General features: G+C 69.0%; 17 protein-coding genes. 1 reads left to right on the plus strand and 16 read right to left on the minus strand.

Features of this window, described 5'->3' with window-relative positions; genetic code table 11:
• Positions 1–54: 54 nt before the first annotated feature.
• From ACIF9R_RS12385 to ACIF9R_RS12445, 13 genes are all read right to left on the minus strand, one after another.
• Positions 55–1,065, minus strand: a complete 1,011-nt coding sequence (locus ACIF9R_RS12385) for an NAD(P)H-dependent glycerol-3-phosphate dehydrogenase (protein ID WP_399978017.1) — start codon at positions 1,063–1,065, stop codon at positions 55–57.
• Entirely contained in the window at positions 1,062–1,943 is an 882-nt protein-coding gene (locus ACIF9R_RS12390; protein WP_399978019.1) for a class I SAM-dependent methyltransferase, read from the minus strand. Before ACIF9R_RS12390 ends, ACIF9R_RS12385 begins: the two co-directional genes overlap by 4 nt.
• Positions 1,940–3,067 (minus strand): YcaO-like family protein, encoded by a 1,128-nt coding sequence (locus ACIF9R_RS12395; protein WP_399978545.1) that lies wholly within the window; start codon positions 3,065–3,067, stop codon positions 1,940–1,942. The genes ACIF9R_RS12390 and ACIF9R_RS12395 overlap by 4 nt, the downstream gene beginning before the upstream one ends.
• A 4-nt stretch (positions 3,068–3,071) precedes the next feature.
• Positions 3,072–4,322, minus strand: a complete 1,251-nt coding sequence (locus ACIF9R_RS12400) for a TfuA-like protein (RefSeq protein WP_399978022.1) — start codon at positions 4,320–4,322, stop codon at positions 3,072–3,074.
• A 921-nt stretch (positions 4,323–5,243) separates the two neighbouring features.
• A complete protein-coding gene (locus ACIF9R_RS12405) occupies positions 5,244–6,923 on the minus strand; it encodes a hypothetical protein (RefSeq protein ID WP_399978024.1) in 1,680 nt (559 codons plus the stop codon).
• Positions 6,924–7,201: 278 nt separating this feature from the next.
• Positions 7,202–7,465 carry a hypothetical protein gene (locus ACIF9R_RS12410; protein ID WP_399978027.1) on the minus strand — a complete coding sequence of 88 codons (264 nt, stop codon included), beginning with the start codon at positions 7,463–7,465 and terminating at the stop codon, positions 7,202–7,204.
• The gene (locus tag ACIF9R_RS12415; RefSeq protein WP_399978030.1) at positions 7,437–7,769 is read right to left on the minus strand and encodes a hypothetical protein; all 333 of its coding nucleotides are present in this window, start codon (positions 7,767–7,769) and stop codon (positions 7,437–7,439) included. The genes ACIF9R_RS12410 and ACIF9R_RS12415 overlap by 29 nt, the downstream gene beginning before the upstream one ends.
• Complete coding sequence (locus ACIF9R_RS12420) at positions 7,766–8,320, minus strand: hypothetical protein (protein WP_399978033.1); 555 nt, start codon at positions 8,318–8,320, stop codon at positions 7,766–7,768. The genes ACIF9R_RS12415 and ACIF9R_RS12420 overlap by 4 nt, the downstream gene beginning before the upstream one ends.
• 294 nt (positions 8,321–8,614) lie before the next feature.
• Entirely contained in the window at positions 8,615–9,613 is a 999-nt protein-coding gene (locus ACIF9R_RS12425; RefSeq protein ID WP_399978035.1) for a hypothetical protein, read from the minus strand.
• A gap of 271 nt (positions 9,614–9,884) precedes the next feature.
• On the minus strand, positions 9,885–10,982 hold the full coding sequence (locus tag ACIF9R_RS12430) for a hypothetical protein (protein ID WP_399978038.1): 1,098 nt from the start codon (positions 10,980–10,982) through the stop codon (positions 9,885–9,887).
• A gap of 115 nt (positions 10,983–11,097) precedes the next feature.
• Positions 11,098–11,853: a hypothetical protein gene (locus ACIF9R_RS12435; RefSeq protein WP_399978041.1), complete on the minus strand. Its 756-nt coding sequence runs from the start codon at positions 11,851–11,853 to the stop codon at positions 11,098–11,100.
• Between the two features lie 172 nt (positions 11,854–12,025).
• Positions 12,026–13,597 carry a hypothetical protein gene (locus ACIF9R_RS12440; protein WP_399978042.1) on the minus strand — a complete coding sequence of 524 codons (1,572 nt, stop codon included), beginning with the start codon at positions 13,595–13,597 and terminating at the stop codon, positions 12,026–12,028.
• Positions 13,598–13,676: 79 nt separating this feature from the next.
• Complete coding sequence (locus tag ACIF9R_RS12445) at positions 13,677–14,267, minus strand: hypothetical protein (RefSeq protein WP_399978044.1); 591 nt, start codon at positions 14,265–14,267, stop codon at positions 13,677–13,679.
• 665 nt (positions 14,268–14,932) lie between these two features.
• Here ACIF9R_RS12445 and ltrA point away from each other — a divergent pair.
• Positions 14,933–16,687 carry a group II intron reverse transcriptase/maturase gene (gene ltrA, locus ACIF9R_RS12450; RefSeq protein WP_334538705.1) on the plus strand — a complete coding sequence of 585 codons (1,755 nt, stop codon included), beginning with the start codon at positions 14,933–14,935 and terminating at the stop codon, positions 16,685–16,687.
• 242 nt (positions 16,688–16,929) lie between these two features.
• On the opposite strand, the gene ACIF9R_RS12455 is transcribed toward ltrA, so the two are convergent.
• The 3 genes from ACIF9R_RS12455 to ACIF9R_RS12465 all read right to left on the minus strand — a co-directional run bounded on the left by ACIF9R_RS12455 (position 16,930) and on the right by ACIF9R_RS12465 (position 18,281).
• Entirely contained in the window at positions 16,930–17,166 is a 237-nt protein-coding gene (locus ACIF9R_RS12455; RefSeq protein WP_399978048.1) for a hypothetical protein, read from the minus strand.
• A gap of 150 nt (positions 17,167–17,316) precedes the next feature.
• Complete coding sequence (locus ACIF9R_RS12460; RefSeq protein ID WP_399978051.1) at positions 17,317–17,940, minus strand: hypothetical protein; 624 nt, start codon at positions 17,938–17,940, stop codon at positions 17,317–17,319.
• A gap of 29 nt (positions 17,941–17,969) precedes the next feature.
• On the minus strand, positions 17,970–18,281 hold the full coding sequence (locus ACIF9R_RS12465) for a Panacea domain-containing protein (RefSeq protein ID WP_399978053.1): 312 nt from the start codon (positions 18,279–18,281) through the stop codon (positions 17,970–17,972).
• Positions 18,282–18,289 lie beyond the last annotated feature (8 nt).

The following is an 18,289-nucleotide window of genomic DNA, read 5'->3' on the forward strand; positions in this document are numbered from 1 at the left end:
TCGGGAGGGTGAAGGCAAGGTGCGGCAGGCCCCGTGGCTGGGGTGCCGCGGGGGTCAGCGCTCGGGCTTGGGGGGCCGCTGCATCAGCGCGGCCGCGGCTTGATCGAGCGTGACCTTCTCGTGCAGCAGGTCGGAGACGATCTCGGTGATCGGCATCTCGACGTCGTGGGCGCCGGCCAGGGCGAGGATCGCCTCGGCGCTCTTGACGCCTTCGGTGGTCTGCCTGGTCGCGGCCGTGGCCTCGGCCATAGTCAGGCCGTGGCCGAGGTGGGTGCCGAAGGTCCTGTTACGAGAAAGTGGCGAGGAGCAGGTGGCGACCAAGTCGCCCAGACCGGCGAGCCCGGCGAGGGTAGCCGGGTGGGCGCCCATCGCAGTGGCCAGTCGGGTGGTCTCCGCGAGTCCCCGGGTGATGAGCATGGCCTGGGAGTTGTGGCCCATGCCCATCCCGGAGGCGATGCCGACCGCAAGGGCGATGCAGTTCTTGACCGCGCCACCGAGCTCGCACCCGGTGACGTCGGTGGAGGTGTAGGGCCGGAAGTATGGGGTGTGGCACGCGCGCTGGACGCGGTGGGCGGCGTCCTCGTCGGGGCAGGCGATGGTGGCGGCGGCGGGCTGGCCAGCCATGATCTCCCCGGCCAGGTTCGGTCCGGACAGCACCGCGACCCGGTATGCAGGGATGCCGGTCACCTCGGTGATGACCTGGCTTGCCCGCAGCCCGCTGCCGATCTCGATGCCCTTCATCAGCGACACGATCACGGTGTCGGGGCCGATGTGCGGAGCCCAGGCGGCGAGGCTTTCCCGCAGGGACTGCGCGGGGATGGACAGCACGAGGAAGTCCGCGCCGTCCAGCGCGGCGGCCGGGTCGGTGGTGGCCGCCAGCGTGCGGGGGAGCTCGACGTCTGGGAAGTATCCGGGGTTGCGGTGCCGGGTGTTGATCGCGTCGGCGATCTCGGAACGCCGGGCGTGCATGATCACGCTGGTGCCGGCGTCGGCCAAGATCTTGCCCACGGCAGTGCCCCAGGAACCGGCCGAAAACACCGCCGCCCGGACGTGGTGCTGGTTCACTGCGGGGTCCTCTCGCCGGGCGCGTGCCCGTCGCCGGTCTGGCGGTCGGGCCCAGCCATCCTATCGACCGCCTCCGGTGCAGCCGGGTCTTCCGGCAGGCGCCGCAGGGTCAGCAGGACAGCCCGCCGCCCGCGCAGGGTGGGGAGCATCTGGTGCGCCTCGCGGAGCATGCTTTCGGCCGGGGCCTCACCGAGCTCGTGCCTCAGCTGATCGGCGTGGGCGACCCACAACCCGTAGACCCGCTCCCACATCGCGGGCTCGCCGGGTCGCTCGTCCACATGCTCCTGCGTCAACCCGGCGGCGGCGACCGCCTTGTGCCACGCCGGGTCCGCACCGCGTCGGAGCGCGCGGGTCATCACCAGTCGGCCACCCGGGGCCAGGACCCGTCCGAGCTCGCGCAGCGCCGCCCCACGGTCGGTGGCACGCCCGAAAGCGTCCACGCATACGATCCCGTGGGCGCAGCCGTCGGGGAGGCTGGTGCTCTCCAGCTCCGCGACACGGAAGACGGCGCGGTCGGCGGACGGGCCGAGGAAGTGGGCACGCCGGGCGGTGGCCTGGGCGGCGGCGACGGGTGAGAGGTCGAAGCCGTCCAGGTGGACGGCGATGGCGCGGGCCAGCCACAGGCCGATGCCGCCGGCACCGCATCCGGCGTCCACGAGGAGCTGGCCGGGGCGCATCCGCAGCCGCGCCACCAGGAGCCCGAGCAGGGGCCAGTCGCAAGAGCTCGAGGCCGCGACCTCTACTGGGTAGTTCTCGCCCATCGCCTCGGCGTACAGGCGGGCGACCAGATCGGTTCGGGCGCGGGCGGCGTGGAAGGCGTCGTACTGTGCCGAGCGGCCTTGCTCAGGTGCGGGGGTCGTGCTGGATGTGGTGTTCATCGGGGCATTGACCTTCTGATCCGTGAGCGGGTGCCGGGGCAGACGACCTGCACGGCGTGGACGGGGCAGTCGGGGGCGGACAGGTCCAGTGCTACCGGCTCGTGGGTGGTGATGTTCTGGACGCGGCGGGCGATGTCCTGGACCTGGTCAGCAAAACCGCCGGCGGCCGGGGGGAAGCGGGCTGCCGCCTCCGGCCAGGGCGTGAGCTTCGCGGTCCGGGCGGGACGGAAGGGTGAGGTGTCGAAGTTGCCGACGTCGGTGGGGAGGTCGTCGCGGGTTCCAGCGATGGCGGCGAGGCGGGATTGCGCGGCCTCGGTCACCGCTCGCGTGAGGGCGATGCCCGGGTGGCTGTGACAGCCGCCGCCTGCGAAGTGGACCGGGTAGTCCTCCGACCACAGGTAGGCGACGCACACCGGCAGCCCGTACGGGCCGTCCACCAGCGCGGTCTCCAGGTTCATACCCGCAGCCGCAAGCTGGGCGATCACCTCTCGACCGAGCGGGTCGTCGACCGTGCGGGGGTCGATGAGCGTGCGCCGTCGGCCGCCCGTCTGCGCGTCCCCATACAGCACGTCGCGCTCCACCACCTCGAACAGGGCGTGCACCGTCGCTTCGTCGCGGGTGTTGCCGCACGCGAGGCCGGTGCTTGTCGCGCGCCACACATCCGGGGTCCACGGGGGACGCTGGCTGCGACGGCGGACCAGGTCGACCGGCAGCAGTGCCTTAGCCCCGCTCACCAGTCCGGTGCCAGCCACCCACTCGCACACCATCCGGGCTAGGGCTTGCTCGGGGTACGGGGCGGTCGTCGGAAGCGCGATCACGGGGCAGTCGGGGGCGACCGTAGCAGCCGGGCCCATCGCGGCAACGCACAGCGGCTGCTCAACGTGCCACAGCTCGATCGCCTCCATCACCGCCGACAGCTTCGCCAGCAGCGCGGTGGCGCCTTTGCCCTGCGACGTGGACAAGGTCCGCGACGCGGGCCGAATCGCCGTCCACACTGGAAGCCCGACGCAGTCCAGGCCGGTCAGGTCCGCGACCCGGGTGATGCCGAACTCCCCAAGGCGCCCGGCCAACTTCCCCCATGTTTCCTCGGGCGTGCGGGCTCGCACCGTGCCCGGCAGCTCCACCAGTTCACCCGACACGGGTCACCTCTGTCCTCTCGATCTCTTCCAGAAACCCAGGTACAAGCCGCTTGCTCGCCTGAACCGCACGCGCCCCGCAGGCCAACCCCCGCGCGGACGCCTCGTTGTCGAACTCCCGCTCAGGACACCGCCACACCCGCAGTAAGAAGCTGCGGGTCGCCTCGTCGCGGACTGCCGCCGTCGAGAAGCCCGGCCGGCTGCGGCAGGCCCGGGCAAGGGCATCGGCGTACCGGTCAACTGCCTGCCGGTCGTACGCCGTCTCACCGGCAAGCAGCAGCGCCACCGTCCGCTCGTCGCGCAGGTCGAGTGCCGGGCGGAAGGCGCGGTCGGCTGGCAGGTCTCCGCCGCACGCCCGGACCAGCCGCTCTGCCAGCGCCATTCCCGGCCCGCCGTCGGACGGGTGCAATGAGAGGTGTTCGAGGTAGGCCGCCCACCTCTCGCGGAACGCGGGGTCGAACACCTGCTGGTAGACGACGCGATCCTCGGTGAACAGCTCCAAGCCGTCCACCCGTTCCCTCACGGCGGCGTTGGACCAGCGGAGGAAGTAGGCCGTCTCCCACCACGGGGGTGAGGCGGGAGAGTCGCTTGTCGCCGCGGCACCGTCGAGCGCAGCACGTACGGCGGCGATCGCGTCGGCGCGCTTAAGGTCACCGAAGTACCGGTCCCGCTTGCGCTGCTCGGTAAGCCACCCGACGAACTCCGTCTCGCCCTGGCTGCGGCACACGGCCCGTACGGCGGCCCAGGTTCGCTGCGGGTAGTAGACCGCGCGCAACGCCGCCAGCAAGCGGGCGGCCCGCTCGGCGTTCATCACCCCGGCCAGGACGGCCAGCTGCAGGACATGCCGCAGGTTGACGAGCGGCCAGGTGAGCGCGCCGAACTCCCCATCCGGGGCCTGCCCGACCGCGACCTCATCGTCACCGTCGATCTCTCCCGAGGCGTAGGCGGAGTAGATGCTGCCAACGCCGAGCATCCCGTACGGCGCCAGTTCGGCGGCCCGTAGCGCGCCGATGCTCGCCGCCCCAATCACCCGGACACCTCGCCCCATCGAGGCAAGAATCTCCTTGTGCCGCAGCGCCGGCGCCTGGTGGTACACCCCGTCGATGAGCACTAGCGTGTCGCCGCTGCCGATCGCGGTGTCGAACAGGTCGCCGTGCCGTGCCGGCGGAAGCACCCGCAGGCCCGGCACGGCGAGTACGGGCTCGGACGCCGGCAGCGTCGGCCCGACGTACACGTGAATCACTGCACCCTCCGGTGAAGCGCAAGGGGCGCCCCTGCCCCGGGCTGCGGGCCCGGGGCAGGGGCGCCCAGGTCAGGACGCGGACGTACAGGAGAGGACTACTCCTCGTCCTCCACGTCGACAGCGACCACCACGGTGCTGGTGATCTCCTCGGTCCCCTCCACGGACGCCGAGGTGTTGGCGGCCGCGATACCGGACTTGGACTGCTCCATATCCTTCTCCTCTTGTCGATTAACAACGATGCGAGCCGTTTGCCCGCATCCGTTGGCGCTGCGGGCCAAAAGCCCGCCTGCCCGCCCCAGGCCGGGGCGGGAAGCTTGTGGTTCAGCCCTGAGAGAGGGCGTGATGGTCGACGACGAAAGCCTTGGCGAGGGCATCAGTGATGCACGTGCTTTCCTCGTGATCACAGTGGAAGGGCAGGAGCCGCCGCTTAGTGAGTCTCACTGCAGCCGCACTCATGGCAGGTGCGTGAGAATCTTGCGGGAGTAGATGCCCGAGGCGTTCGACTCCATCGCTTCGCCATCGTTGGAGCAGGTGAGCACGGCAGTTCCCAGACGTGACCACGATGTCTCCATCGCCAGTCCCGGATCAGCTCCGCTGATCCTGTCTTTCGCTCCCTTTACGGAACCAGCAGCGCAGAGCCAAAAGCGATGCCCGAGGGAAGAGTGCGCACCACGGCTCTGCGGAAGCTGGGGCCACGGAGGTTGGGCACATACTCGACGACAGACGCGGGGCGTCGCAGCGGCCCGAACGGCTACCGGTGAGTTCTCCAGTGATGCCGGAGGCAGGAATGGCTGCAGCACCCTCTCTCTGCGGCTGCAGTGGAGCAGGTTGGGGCGAAGGCTACCGGTTAGCAAGAGAAGAACCCCGACCTGGTGCTGGCCGTACCGGAACATCAAGTCGAGGTCCTCGTAGAGATTCGTGTCAGCAGGTCCTCTGGGGCAGTCGCAGCCCGTCCATGCCCAGAGCATCCGAGTGGAAGCTGACTTCCATGGCGACCAGCCCGTCGACGACCTGCTGGGCCGCTTCGCCGAGCTCGCGCACGGCGTCGCGGTTGTTCTTCCCGAGGATCTGCTCTACGCCATGCGACTGCGTGATCTGCAGGTTCAGACGCACGCGGCCGTCTGCTTCGCAGACCGCGGCGAACACATCCAGCTCCAGCTCGCCGGCGTACCCGCCGATGCAGTTGTTGAGCATCGCACCCCAGCGGGAGAGCGTCTCGGCATCACGGGCGACGACGAGGCTCAGACCGGGGGCTGCTTCCCGACCATCCAGCAGTGCGGCCGTCTGCAGTGCCCATTGGTGGCGCTGGGCCTGCTTCGCGATCCGCTCGATGCGGCGGGCCTCCTCGCGTTCGTAGCGCTCATGATCGCGGGCAGCCATCAGCTCGCGCCGACGGTCCTCGATCAGACCCAACGCCTGTACGCGGAACGCCTCGTCCTTCCAGAGGTCCCAGTCAGCGACCTGGGCCGTGCCCTCGGGAAGCAGCCGGATCTCGCGGTTGTAGTGCTCCATCTCGCGAAGGGCGTAGATCTCTTCCTGCATGACGCGTTGGGCCGTGCGGCCCCGGGGGTCGTGCCAGCGCTCGATTGCGGGCAGGTCCCGGACCAGGTGCTCGAGGTCACGGGAGCCGCGGACTCGGCGCTGCCCGCGGGCAGCGATGATCTCCGGAAGGAGGTCGAGGTCACGGGTGACGGCCAAACGGTGAGCCGTGCAGTCGGCCGCATCGGCCAGCGTGCGCCGCGCCTGGTGGACGGGCTCCTTGAGGATCCGTCGCAGCACCGGCTGCGGAGTCCGGCGCAGGATCGAGCGGATGCCTCGCCACTGCAGGGATGTGAGCGACCACTCGCGCATCAGGCTGCGGCCGCTGGCTGTTTTCGTGGTGCGCATTGCGTCGATGAGCCAGTCCACGGGCACCAGCCCGCGGAACATGGCGAACCAGCTCAGGGTGCTGATGTCCAGACGCCCCACCTCGCGGGCCAGCGGCCGACGATAGGCGCGCACGCCGAAGAGGTTCTTCGCGACCTGCGCATGGTCGTAGGCATCGAGATAGGGCAGGTAGGCCGAGGCCGGACGATGCTGCCAGTCGTCCTTGAGCAGTGGGAAGCGGTCGTTCCAGTTCGGCAGCTCGCCGATGTGTTCGCGGATCGCAGCGACCGCCTGGTCCACGGCGTTGTCGACTCCCTCGGGCTCCGGTCCTTCGAGCCGGCGGGCCTGCGGGTTGCTGCGCATCCACCACTGCAGCGTCCCGGACAGCCCGTGGATCCAGGACTCGACCATGGTCTCGGAGAAGACATGGCGGGTGGTGGATTTACCGGTGCGGCGGTCGATCTCGCGCAGGACGACGAGGTCCTTCTTCGTGCGAGCCATCGACGTGAGCTTCTCGGAGGTCCAGTAGTGGAATGCCTTGCCCGAGGCGCGCATGCGGTGCACGCGCCTGTAGAGCGAGACGGCGACGGACGTCCGGCCGTCAGGCAGAGCCCGCGCCAGGATCCTCAGGCTGATGCCGGAGATCGCGCCTTCGACTGCGGCGACACCCTGCTCGGCAAGGGCGTCGTCGACATACTTGATGTAGAGCAGGGCGTGCTCGGTGCGCTCGGGCATGGCGGTCTCCCCCGGGAAGACGTGATGGATTCGACAGTGAGACCCCCGGCGCTGCCTTGCAGCGCAATGCCCGTGTCTCTTCCGATTCCCTCTCCCCCAACTCGTCCCCCTGTCAGGCCATTCGCGATCGCCTGTCGATTCGAGGCCATGCCATCCGAAAGACCTTTCGATAAGGATTGCGCAGCCCGACTGACTCGGAGTGAGAAGCCGGGGCTGAGCGTGTGAAAGAAGAAGACCCCCGCCGACGGTCCCTGCGGGGGTCTTGGCTGTGCTGTTCATCAGGCGACGCTCTCGATGCGTGTGGCTCCGGAGTCGTCCTGGAGCCCGGTGGCCAGGTCGTACCAGGAACCGCTGCCCAGCCGGACCAAGGTCTTCACCTCGCGACCTTCCCAGTCGGGAATGGAGGGAACGTCGCGTCGGTCGAGGACGGTGGTCGTGCAGATGGTCTCTCCGGTGTTCTCATCGAGGCTGCTCTTGACGACGACCTTGTCACCGACCTGAAGCTTCGCAAGATCATTCGTGCTGATGGTGCTGGTGCTCATGGCGCTGTGCTTCTTTCGGATCGGATCTGGACTGCGGTTTCTGGGTCGCGCTCATGAGCGCCTTCCTCGCGCGGCGCTTCTCGGCAAGAGCCCGAAGGGTACGCAGGAGGATCCACCAGCACACGCCGCTGAAGGCGATGCTGACGATGATCGGCGTGTACTGGCCGGTCATGACGCAGAAGACCGCAGCCGGCGCGAGGACGATCACGTTCGTCGCGATCATGAGGGTGAGCAGCACCCGGCCGATCATCTTGACGGCGCGGTCGCGCCACGTCGAACCCGCGGTGCTGCTGGTGGCGTTCATGCGCTGGGTCCTTCCTCGATGATGTAGATCTTCTCGGCGACGTAGGCGTCGTCCTGCTCCTCGGCTGTGCTCTCGACTTCATGGGAGATCTGGCTGATCACGGGGATCAGCGTCAGCCGGTCGATCGGGTAGGCCGTGCGAATGGTGATCACGGCGGTGGTGAGGCCTGCAGCAGACGGGAACGTCACGCCGTCGAGCTCCGCGTGTGCTCCACGGATGCTGTAGCTCGCCGCAATGGGCACCGTGTGCCGCAGCAGCTCCGGCATCTGTTCTGCGCGTGCGTGCCAAGCGGCGCTCACTGCGCCATGAACATCAGCGAACTCGCTGGCGTGCAGGACCACCGGCGCAGCGTGCTCATAGCCCGCCGCCACCTCGAAGGCGACCTTGGTTGCCTCGACGGCGCGCGTCGGACAGTGCGGTCCCGGGTAGACCTCGTCTCGCCCCGTCATCTCGGAGCACAGGTGGCAGTGCGCGGGCCCCAGGTCCGGAACGCAGTTGCAGCGCATGTGCTCCGTCTGTCGGGGACCAGTGGGTTCGAGGGGCTGGCTCATGGCTGTACTCCTGGCGCTGGACGTGATCTTTCGAAGACCAGACCGGATCAGCTCCGCTGATCAGACAAAGAGAGACCCCCGCCCAGCGAGCGTGATGCTCAGCAGGCGGGGGTTCTACGGAGTTCAAGGAACCGGCGGGCGGCTGGCCGTTCGGGTCGGCCTGGACCGGCGGGGGCGGGCGTTACAGCGCTGTCCTTGCGGCTCGGTGCGCCCCGGCGTGGCGCACCGAGCCCGTCCTGCGAGAGCAGGCCAACGCCCCGCCCCCGCCGGTCGGCGCACGCCGTGGGGCGGGGTTCAGCGCAGGCCCATGCTGGCCTCGATCGCGTCGCCCTCCTCCTGCTGGTCCTGCCAGCAGGGCTCGCATGGGTCGCTCTCCGAGCACTCCGGGCGGGGCTGGCCGTTGGGGCACAACTCACCGGCGGCCCCGGCGGGCTGGGCGGGGGTTCCGCCGGTACCGCACTCGCACTTGTGGGCGCAGTCGCCGCAGTCCTCGCAGACCTGGTGCGGGCAGCAGCCGCACGGCAGGCGGCGGGTGGGCGGCAACGTGCAGCGGTGGGCGTCCTCAGCGGCGGCCGCGGCCTCGGCTTCCTTGCGGGCGAGCGCCTTCACGCAGGTCTGGCACGACACTTCGGTGTCGGGGTCCTCGAGGCTGCTCACCGTGTCCCGCGGGAAGTACATGCCGCACGCGCCGGCGTCGCCGATGCCGCCGTCCATCTGCCTGGTGGCGTGTACGGCGTAGCCGCGGTTCGCCTTCTTCCGGCTCGGGTAGCCGTCACGCCCGGCATCCCGCTCCAGCTTGGCCAAGGCCTGGCGTACGGCGTCGGCGTCGGCGTCGGTGCGGATCCCGACGGCGCGCAGCGACTTGCACGGCCACGGCACCTGACCGCCGATCGTGTGCTTGCTGCTCCGGCACTCCGGCCGGTGCGTCCCCTTGCAGACCTTCGGCGTCGCGCAGCACCCGTGCCGGGGGTTGGCCGTCTTCGGGTGCAGGGCGAGCATCGCGCCCTGGAGGCGGAGCGCGCCCACCGCGGCGGCGGCCCGGACCGCGTCCTCGTGGGCGTCGAGGAGCGCATTCGCCTCCTCGTGGAACATGGGCCCGCCGGCCTCGGGGGCGACGAGTTGGTTGAAGATCGGGCGCCGGGTCCCGTTCACGGTCGGATCCGGGGCCTGCTCGCCCAGCTCGTCGGCCTGGTCGTCCAGCCGCAGAGCGGAGATGAGGATGGCGTCGTGGGTCGCGTCAGCCAGGTTCCGGGCGGCCAGGGCGGCCGTGATGCTCGCGGGCAGGGTGGTCATAGGGTTGTCCTCGTCTCTCTGTCTCGATGGGAGATGGCTGGCCGGTTGCCTTCTGGGGAGTTGGAACCGGCCCCGGGTTGTGCATGTCCCGGGGCCGCATGGCGTGTCAGGTGGGGAGCTTGGCCAGGGCCGCGCGGTTCAGGCGCGGGTGACGCGTGCCAGGCCCCCGCTGTACTGGGTGGCGCGGGTGAAGCGGGCGGCGCTGACCGCGCGCCGCATGCTGGCAACCGGCCGCGCGCCGCGGTGATCGTGGCAGTCATGGTGCCGCCCCTCAGTAGCCCTTGCGGGCCGCCGCGCGGGACTGTGCTTCGGCGTCACGGTCGGGGATGGTGGCGAGGAGTTCGCCGGGGCTCGCGGCCCTGGCGAGGGACTTGGTACGGGCCGGGTCGGCGTACAGGGTCCACACGTCGCCGCCCATCCGGGGCCAGTAGGAGAGCTGCCAGAACCGGCGGTTGGCGTAGCTGATCTGCCAGGAACGCGGGCCGGACGGGTGCGCGCTCACACCGGCGGGAAGGTCCGGCAGTTCCGGCGCGGGACCGTACGCGCGGTCTATGTAGGCGAGGTGTTCGGCGGTCGGCACGATGGCGACGCGCACCGTGTGCGGCCACCGGTGCCCGTCGGGCAGTATCGGCGCCCACTCCTTCCATTGCGCCTCGCTGCTCGCGCTGCCGGTGTACGGCGCCCAGGCCGTGCCGCGCGCGTAGTTGAAGCCAAGCCGCATCAGGTGCCACCCGGCGGCGATCTTCAGTCCTTCCGTGTTCGCGCCGTCGGTGATGGCGTCCAGGTAGATCCCGGCCGGGTCGTTCTCCCGACCGGCTGGGCCGCGCTCCGTGAGCGGGATCATGTGGCGTTCCGCCGTGCTGCCCTCGGCGGTCATCAGCCGCAGCGTGGCGCCCCCGCCAGCGAGCGGGTACGCCATCCGGATTTCCGCTACGGCCGGCAGGGCGGCGAGTTGGCCCGCACGCATCCGCTCTATCCGCTCGTCCATCGTGGCCGCCACCTGGGTGCCCTGGTCGCGAGTTGCCGGCGCGGATGTCACGGTTGCGACCGTCTTCTCCCGCTCGTGGGCAACCGCGCCGACCGCCAGCGCGAGCGCGCCCTTACGGGTGGTGCTGTGGCTGCCGACCTGCCGCCGCTCGCCACCGACTTCGCGCACCATCCAAACCAACTCCGCGTTCCTGGTCACCTGGTACGCCGCATAGGTGCGCTGCGGGAACCGGCGGCCGTTGAGCGTCTCGCCGGGCAGGTCGAACAGCCAGCCGTCTACGCCGTACTCGGTTCCCTCCGGCGCACGGCCGTTGGTCGGGGTGTACCGGCGGTACGAGCGGGTGACGATCTCCCGGACGGTGCTGCGGGCCTGCGTGGTCATGCTGGGGGTTCCTCTCGGGTTGCTGCCGTGGTCGGGTTCGTGCTGAGTGCCCCCGGCCGGTCTCGAACCGGCCGACCCGCCCGCACTCGTCGCAGGGTCGGGGGCGCCATGAGGGTTAGAACGGGGGACAGCACAGGGGGCCGGTGCACTCGTGCGCGGCGGCCTGCGCCTGCGCGGCCTGGCGCTCGCGCTCGGCCTGATCGCTGCGCATGATGCGCCGGGCGACACACGGCGCGTTGTCGCACGTGGTGTGCCCCTTCAGGGCGTCGGTGGAGTCGTCGAAGATCTCGATAAGCCCGTAGTCCTCGCACCAGCCGCACAGCGGCTCCGGGGCGTGCAGGCTCTCGCCGCTGACGCACTCGATCCAGCTGGACGAGTCGTACCAAGCGCCCTGCCCGTCGGCCTCGATCCACTCGATAACGCGCGCGCAGTGCAGACAGGTGTACTTCGGCTGCGGCAGCGTCAGCCCGAAGTGGTCGGCCACGGCGGCAGCGCACTGCCCAGCCTGCATGCCCGCGCTCGCCGTGGGCTTGTGCTCGCCATCAAACCCGTTGAACACGAACCGGGTTGACTCGTCGTCGGTGACCGCGGCGGCCACGGCCCACAGTGCGGCCGTGGGCAGGTCGTAGTGATCGGCGAACCGGCGCCCCTCCTGGGTGCGGACAGACGGGTCGGCCACACAGTGAATCCACACCCGCGCACGTCCCGGCACGCTGCACACTACGTACTCCGTGGGCAGGCCGCGCCACGGCTTGTCGACGTGGTGCACGATCCCGAGTGCTTCGAGCGCGTCACGGAGCATGGCGCCGGTGTGGCTGTCGTACGCGGGGCGCGTCTTGGTGAGGCTGGGGCGTGCGGTGAACGTGGACATGCGGGGTTCTCCTCGGGTTGGTTCGGGTTCCGTGGCCGTGGACGCCCCGCCCAGGTGCAGTGCGCCGTAAGGGGGTTTGGGGTGTCAGGCGCCCTGGCCGGTCAGGCCGCGCGCGGTGCGATATGCGGGGATCAGGTCCCAGGTGGAGCCGAGCCGGGACCACCAGAAGAGTTCAGGAGCTGGTGCCCGTGTGGTGTTCGCGGCGGGCGCGCAAGTTCGCGGCGTGCAGCTCGGCTGCGTAGCGACAGATCATCACCCACGTTGCCCGGTTTCCGTTGACGAGTGTGTCGCGGAAGTGGTCGGCGGCAAGCCATGCCTGACGGTCCGCCCAGTCGGCTGCCGAGCCGTCGTCCCTTCGGACGGCGAAGTCGAGGTGCCGGGCGGCGTTCATGACCGCCATGTGGCCTTCGGGGCACAGGTCGGGCAGGCTGGTTGCGGGGTCGCGGGCGAACATGTCCCCGGCGGGCGGGTTCGGATCGAACGAGATGTCACGGTCGACGGCGTAGAAGCGCGAGCGGATCTCGACGAGGTAGCGGGTGACGAGATCCCACGTGAGTTCGCTGCCGTCGCCGACGCGAGCCTTGAATGTGGCGGCGGCATGGCGGGTGAGGTGCGCGGCTGGGGCGAGGTGCTGCCGGTCCCGGTGGCGGCGGAAGTCCTCCAGCCGTACGGCCGCTTCGAAGAGCATCATGTGCCCCGAGTAGGCGTGTTCCTTCAGTGACGCTCCGGGGCGTGTCTGGGCCGGGGGCGTAGGCGGCTCGGGCAGCTCCGTGTCTGCCGCCTCTCCGTCGCTGCCGGCAGTTGCCTGTGCGGCGTGGGCGGCCGGGAGCGCGGGACGAGTGCCGGGCTTCCAGACGATCACGCCCAGGCCGGTCTTGTGGCCGTCCTCCACGTGCCAGCCGACTTCGCGGAAGCGGTCGGCGTAGATCTTCTTCTCGACCGTCCATGTGTCCTCCTGGACCTGGGCGGCGCTCTTCGTCGCGTGCGGGTAGCGGTGCGCGTAGCGGATGTACTGACCAGCGAGGAGGATGTAGATCTTCACCATGCCCGGCATCTCGCCGGGCACTACCCAGGCGCCGCGGGCCTCGTCCACGTCGAACGTGGAGGGGTCGTCTGCGTCGTACTCGTCCCGCAGGAGTGCCACCTTCAGCCGCATGTGGTGCTTCTCGGTGCCCGCGAGCACCTGGAGCGCGGCCTTCACGTCCTCGTGTTCGGAGTCCTTGGGCAGGCTGCCTTTCGTGCCGTTCGCGAACCGGCCGACCACCACCCCCTCAACCGCGTCGCTCCGGCGCCACGCCTCGTCCTGGGCGCCCTGGTCGGTAGGGCGCAGGTGGGGCAGGACGTTCGCCTGTGGTGCCGGGACCGGCCGCACCTCGACGTCGGCGACCACGGCCGGCTCGGCCTGGGAGGACGACGCGAGTGGGGATGGCCCGGTGACGTCCGGAGCGGCTAGCGCGGTGTCGCTCGTGCCGGAGCCCTCCCCGGCCGTTGCCTGCTGCTCGTTCGCGGTTTCGCGGTCGATGGCGTCCATCGCGGCGAAGGCGGACGTGTCGCGGCCGGTGGTGATGGTGCCCTCGATCTGCTTGTCGCTGTAGTAGTCGAACGACTGCCACCGGGTGGGGGTGATCCGGGAGACGCGGACCGAGCGTCTGACGGATTTTCCGTCGGCGTCGGTGTACTGGTGGCCGAAGACGTAGCCGTTGCGGTCTTTGCGGTACTTGGGCCGGATGCGTTCGGTGCTCATGATCTTCTCTGGGTTCCTTGTCTGATGTGATGGGTGTGTGGGAGGCGACCGACAGCCAGTGGGGCGGCCGGTAGCGGGTTCAGCGGGTCTCGGCGGTGAGGTCGGCCACGCGCCGCTGGTAGGCGCCCCAGACGCTTGCGGTGTCCAGGCTGGGGCCGGTGGTGTAGCCGGTGGGGGAGGATGCGTGCGCCCACGTGCCGTGTGCGGTGACGACTTCCCGGTATTCGGTGCGGCTGGCCGGGTGGGATGCGATGGTGACCCACTGCGCGCCGGTCAGGGACGGATAGGCCGCCAGGTGGGCGGCAACGGCCGATGCCATGGCGTCGGCGGCGGCCGCCGGGTCGGTGATGTCGGCGGGCGCCTCGGTGAAGTCGCCGTGCACGTGACGAGTGTTGAAATCGTCGGTGATCACAGCACTGATGCCGAACAGTCCGGCCAGCGGCACGTCATAGCCGGACACGGCGCGGCGGTCGGTGTAGGAGTGCGCGTCGATCCACACGCCCGGCTGGCCCGCAGCGGTGGTCACCAGGGAGGCGCCGGGCAGGGAACGCCAGGGCTTGACCACGCGGAAGGTGACACCGTGCGCCGTCAGCGCGGCCGTGAGGATCGCGCCGGTGCGCTCGGCGGCGGCGGGGGCGGTCTTGCTCAGGTCGTGGGGCCAGGAAGTCATGGTGTACCTCTCAGTGCGACCTGAAAGCCGCACAACCGAGTAAGCGTAGGGATGGAGATATCGACGCTTTCGACCTGTGACCAACTGGTCGATTCCCCAGCCAGCGTGCGGAGGAAGTAATTCCTCGGTGCGGAGCCTGGCCAGCAGACCGAAGGCCGAGACGACCACTGAATCGGTACGGGTCGGGGAAAGTCCGGACGGATGAACACAAGTGAACCCTTGACGAGGACTCGTAAACACCAGCCGTCTCAGTGGGAGTTGTCGAGGCGGTACAGGAGCTACCGGGTGAGAACCCCTGCGCGACTCTGGCTGACATCTGAAGTAACCGGAGTAGGTCACCGCGGCTCCCGGGTTAGAGAGGGCATCCACCCCGGACGTATCTCGTGTGTGTGGAACAGGGAAACCCCGTAGAGGTCCCTATGGGTAGGCCGGAGGCAACGAAGGCTGAACTCCTCTGTGGGAAAAGGATGGTCCGAGAAGCGAATGCCGCCACGCCGAAAGGAAAGAGGAAAGGTCGGACGCAGGGGCTCCACCCTCCGGCCATAACTCGGCGGATACCGGACTGATGCCCGGGTCCGAAAGGACGCCCAAGCGGACCGGGTGGGTCTTTGAAGTACTGATGACGAATCGAGTTCACGACAGTGCAAGTTGGACAGGGAGGGTGCGTGGACCAGAACAACGGGCAGGTTTCCTTCTGGAACGGAGCTGTCGACGACGCCGAAGCCTGGCACCAGATCGACTGGGGCCGGGTCGACCGCGAAGTAACGAGATTGCGACAGAGGATCTTCAAGGCCGCCCAGGCTGGTGACATGAAGAAGGTCCGAAACCTCCAGAAGCTCATGATGCGGTCGGCCGCGAACACGCTGCTGAGCGTGCGGCGGGTGACGCAGGTGAGCCGGGGACGGAAGACCTCTGGGGTAGACGGGGAAACGGCGCTGAACCCGAAGTTGCGGGGTCGGCTGGCCCGTCATCTCCTGCGGGACGGGGCCACCCGGCCCCGCCCGGTCAAGCGAGTACAGATTCCGAAGGCGAATGGGAAAATGCGCCCACTCGGTATCCCGGTCATCCGGGACCGGGTCCACCAGGCCAGGGTGAAAAACGCCCTGGAACCTGAGTGGGAGGCGCGTTTCGAGGCGCGAAGCTACGGCTTCCGTCCCGGCCGGGGATGTCACGACGCCCTGGCGGCCATCTTCCAGGTGGTGGGCAAGCCCGCCAGCAATCGGAGATGGGTGCTGGACGCCGACCTGTCGGCGGCGTTCGACCGGATCGACCATGCGCACCTGATGCGGTCCATCGGCAGTTTCCCCGCCAGGGATGCGATCGAGGGATGGCTGAAAGCCGGAGTGATGGACAGGGGAGTCTTCGCGCCGACGGTGGAAGGCACCCCGCAAGGAGGGGTCATCAGTCCGCTCCTGCTCAACATTGCTCTGCACGGAATGGAGGAAGCAGCCGGGGTCTCCTGGAAGAAGCAGCGGGGTTCCCGCATTCTCAAGGAGGATTCTCCAGCACTTGTGCGGTATGCGGACGACTTCGTGGTCATCTGTCACACGGAGCAAGCCGCGCACGAGGCACACCGGCGGCTGAAGGAATGGTTTGCGCCCAGAGGACTGGCCTTCAATGAGGAAAAGACGAAAGTCCGGCACCTCACGGACGGCTTTGACTTCCTCGGGTGCGCTATCCGGACCTATGCCAACGGCTACACCCTCGTGACACCCAGCAAGAACGCGGTGATGAAGGCCAGGGAACGTATCCGGGACATCACCCGGACGCATCGGGGCAGTCCAGCGGATCGCCTGATCCGCGCGATGAACTCGTTCGTCCGGGGCTGGACCATGTATTACCGCCCCTGGAGCTCCAAGAAGGCTTTCAACGAACTCGATCGGATCATGTTCACCCAGTTGTGGAACTGGGCGAGCAGGCAGCATCGGCGGAAGGGAAAGCAGTGGATCGCGGCCCGGTACTGGGACAAGCGGATTCCCGGGAGTGAGAACCGCTGGATCTTCGGAGAAGGTCCGGTACATATCAAGCCCGCCGCGATGACCAGGATCGTCCGGCACGTGTTGGTCCTTGGAACCCATTCCAAGGACGATCCGGCGCTGGTCGGCTACTGGGCCGAACGTGCGGCCAAGCGGACAAAGCTGAGGCTGGAGAACAAGTTCGTCCAGACCCTTGCCGTCCGACAGAAGGGCCGATGCGCACGGTGCGGCCTCGATCTCATCGAAGGAGCTGAGTTTGAACCGGACAACGTCCACGACTGGGTGTCCTGGTTCGATGCTGTCCGCCGGACGCTGAACGTGCACCACATCGTGCACCGAAAGCACGGCGGCGGGAACGACCTGAAGAACCTCGAACTCCTGCACTCGCAATGTCACCAGCAGCATCACGCGCTCGAAGGTGCGGATGCGGGCAGGCCCATGTGACCTGCTTGAGCCGTGGTGCGGTGAAAGCCGCATGCCCGGTTCTGAGGGGGCCGGGGTCCCAGCAATGGGCCCCGGCTACCCGACTATCGATGGGGTGTGGGTGGGGCTGAGTGCGTGCGGCCCGGCTCGACCGGGCAACCGGCCTACCGGGCGGCGCGGGTGGATCAGAGGAGCGGTGGGTCCTGGTCCGTGCGGAGGGGCGGGGACCAGACCGGCGCTGATCGCCATACGGCGCTCGGGGCTCACCCGCCACTGAGGGGCACGCGGGGGCCGTGCCTCTGGGGCCGGTCGGCCCGACCGGCCCCAGCCTCCGCCGTGGCCTCCGTGCGCGCGGTCTCGACCGTCTCCTGCTTCTGAGTGGCCTCCGCCTCGCACGGCGCGGCCTCCGTCTGCCCGAGGGTGCCGCCCGCGCCGTTGCGGTACTCCGCCGGGGCCGGAGCCTCGGGGGCGTTGCCGTCGTGCAGCTCGGCGGCCGCCACGATGCGGGCCGCCTTGCCGCTCGCCGTGCACGGGTCCTCATGCCCTGATCAGGCAGAAAAAGAGAGACCCCCGCCCGGCGAGCATCATGCTCAGTCGACGGGGGCTCCGCGGAATTCACCTGCCGACGCCCAGAGGTGAGCCCCAGTCGGCTACGGCTGAATGCCGCCGTCCGGCACGAGGATCGTGATCCGGTCCTGGCACAGCTGCTGGCCGCCGTTCGAGAAGAGACCACTCAGGCTTCCTGCGTCCGTGCCTTCCTGGTCGGGCCCGATCTTCAGCCGACTCCTGTCGCGCGGGTCGCCGGTGTAGCTCGGCTTCGACGCATCGACGGGCTCGACCGTGCAGCGCAGCCGCTCGACGCGCGGCGTCTGGTCTGCTTCGTGTGGATCGATGACTCGGACCGTGATGTCGTTGATGAACGTCGAGCGGTGCCACAGGAACGACGGCTGAGCTCTGCGCTCCTCTACCGACACGCTTCTGGGCACGACGACGTTGTGGTCTTCGATGGTCGTGTAGTCGTAGCTGATGTCGGACGAATGCTCCGAGGCGGTCGTGGCCCTGTAGTAGCTGCCGTCGGTGCGCTTGACGAGCTTCTGCACGGGGTCCGCGACGTAGACGATCTTCGTGTTGGCCATGGCGGCGCGGCCCTGGGCTTCCTGGCTTCTCATCTGGTTGCCCCAGATGACCAGGCTTGCGACCAGGGCGGCGATGGCCGCGATCGCGATCGCCCAGCCGCGAAGGAGCGAGCGCCTGCGGAAGGGGCCGTTGTACATGGTGGTGGTCTCTCTCTTTCTGCTGGTGCTCAGGCGGTTCCGAGGTCGCTGCGCATGCGCAGCCGCTTGGCGAAGAAGCCGGCCTCGATCTCGAAGTGGCCCTGGTGCAGCTCGTAGAGCGCAGGGCAGACGGGCCCGGAGGCCCAGGCCTGGATGGCTTCCGGGAAGAGGGCTCTGCCCTCCCAGGCGAGGTGCCAGGCCTGGCAGTAGTAGACGAGCTTCTGGAGCTTCCTCGCGGTCATCGCCGGCCGGTCGGGCTCGGCCGCGGCGCGCTTCTGCAGGATGTACTCGGCGACGTCGAAGACGGATGTCTGGGACTCGGCCACCGCTTCAGCTGTCATCTCGCTCT

The sequence above is a fragment of the Streptomyces sp. NPDC086080 genome (assembly GCF_044540255.1).
GTDB lineage: Bacteria > Actinomycetota > Actinomycetes > Streptomycetales > Streptomycetaceae > Streptomyces.

Coding starts and splice junctions, on each gene's coding strand:
- ACIF9R_RS12445 (WP_399978044.1), bottom strand. CDS start 14,267: ATGACTTCCTGGCCCCACGACCTGAGCAAGACCGCCCCCGCCGCCGCC.
- ACIF9R_RS12415 (WP_399978030.1), bottom strand. CDS start 7,769: ATGAACGCCACCAGCAGCACCGCGGGTTCGACGTGGCGCGACCGCGCC.
- ACIF9R_RS12435 (WP_399978041.1), bottom strand. CDS start 11,853: ATGTCCACGTTCACCGCACGCCCCAGCCTCACCAAGACGCGCCCCGCG.
- ACIF9R_RS12440 (WP_399978042.1), bottom strand. CDS start 13,597: ATGAGCACCGAACGCATCCGGCCCAAGTACCGCAAAGACCGCAACGGC.
- ACIF9R_RS12420 (WP_399978033.1), bottom strand. CDS start 8,320: ATGAGCCAGCCCCTCGAACCCACTGGTCCCCGACAGACGGAGCACATG.
- ACIF9R_RS12405 (WP_399978024.1), bottom strand. CDS start 6,923: ATGCCCGAGCGCACCGAGCACGCCCTGCTCTACATCAAGTATGTCGAC.
- ACIF9R_RS12390 (WP_399978019.1), bottom strand. CDS start 1,943: ATGAACACCACATCCAGCACGACCCCCGCACCTGAGCAAGGCCGCTCG.
- ACIF9R_RS12425 (WP_399978035.1), bottom strand. CDS start 9,613: ATGACCACCCTGCCCGCGAGCATCACGGCCGCCCTGGCCGCCCGGAAC.
- ACIF9R_RS12410 (WP_399978027.1), bottom strand. CDS start 7,465: ATGAGCACCAGCACCATCAGCACGAATGATCTTGCGAAGCTTCAGGTC.
- ACIF9R_RS12465 (WP_399978053.1), bottom strand. CDS start 18,281: ATGACAGCTGAAGCGGTGGCCGAGTCCCAGACATCCGTCTTCGACGTC.
- ACIF9R_RS12460 (WP_399978051.1), bottom strand. CDS start 17,940: ATGTACAACGGCCCCTTCCGCAGGCGCTCGCTCCTTCGCGGCTGGGCG.
- ACIF9R_RS12430 (WP_399978038.1), bottom strand. CDS start 10,982: ATGACCACGCAGGCCCGCAGCACCGTCCGGGAGATCGTCACCCGCTCG.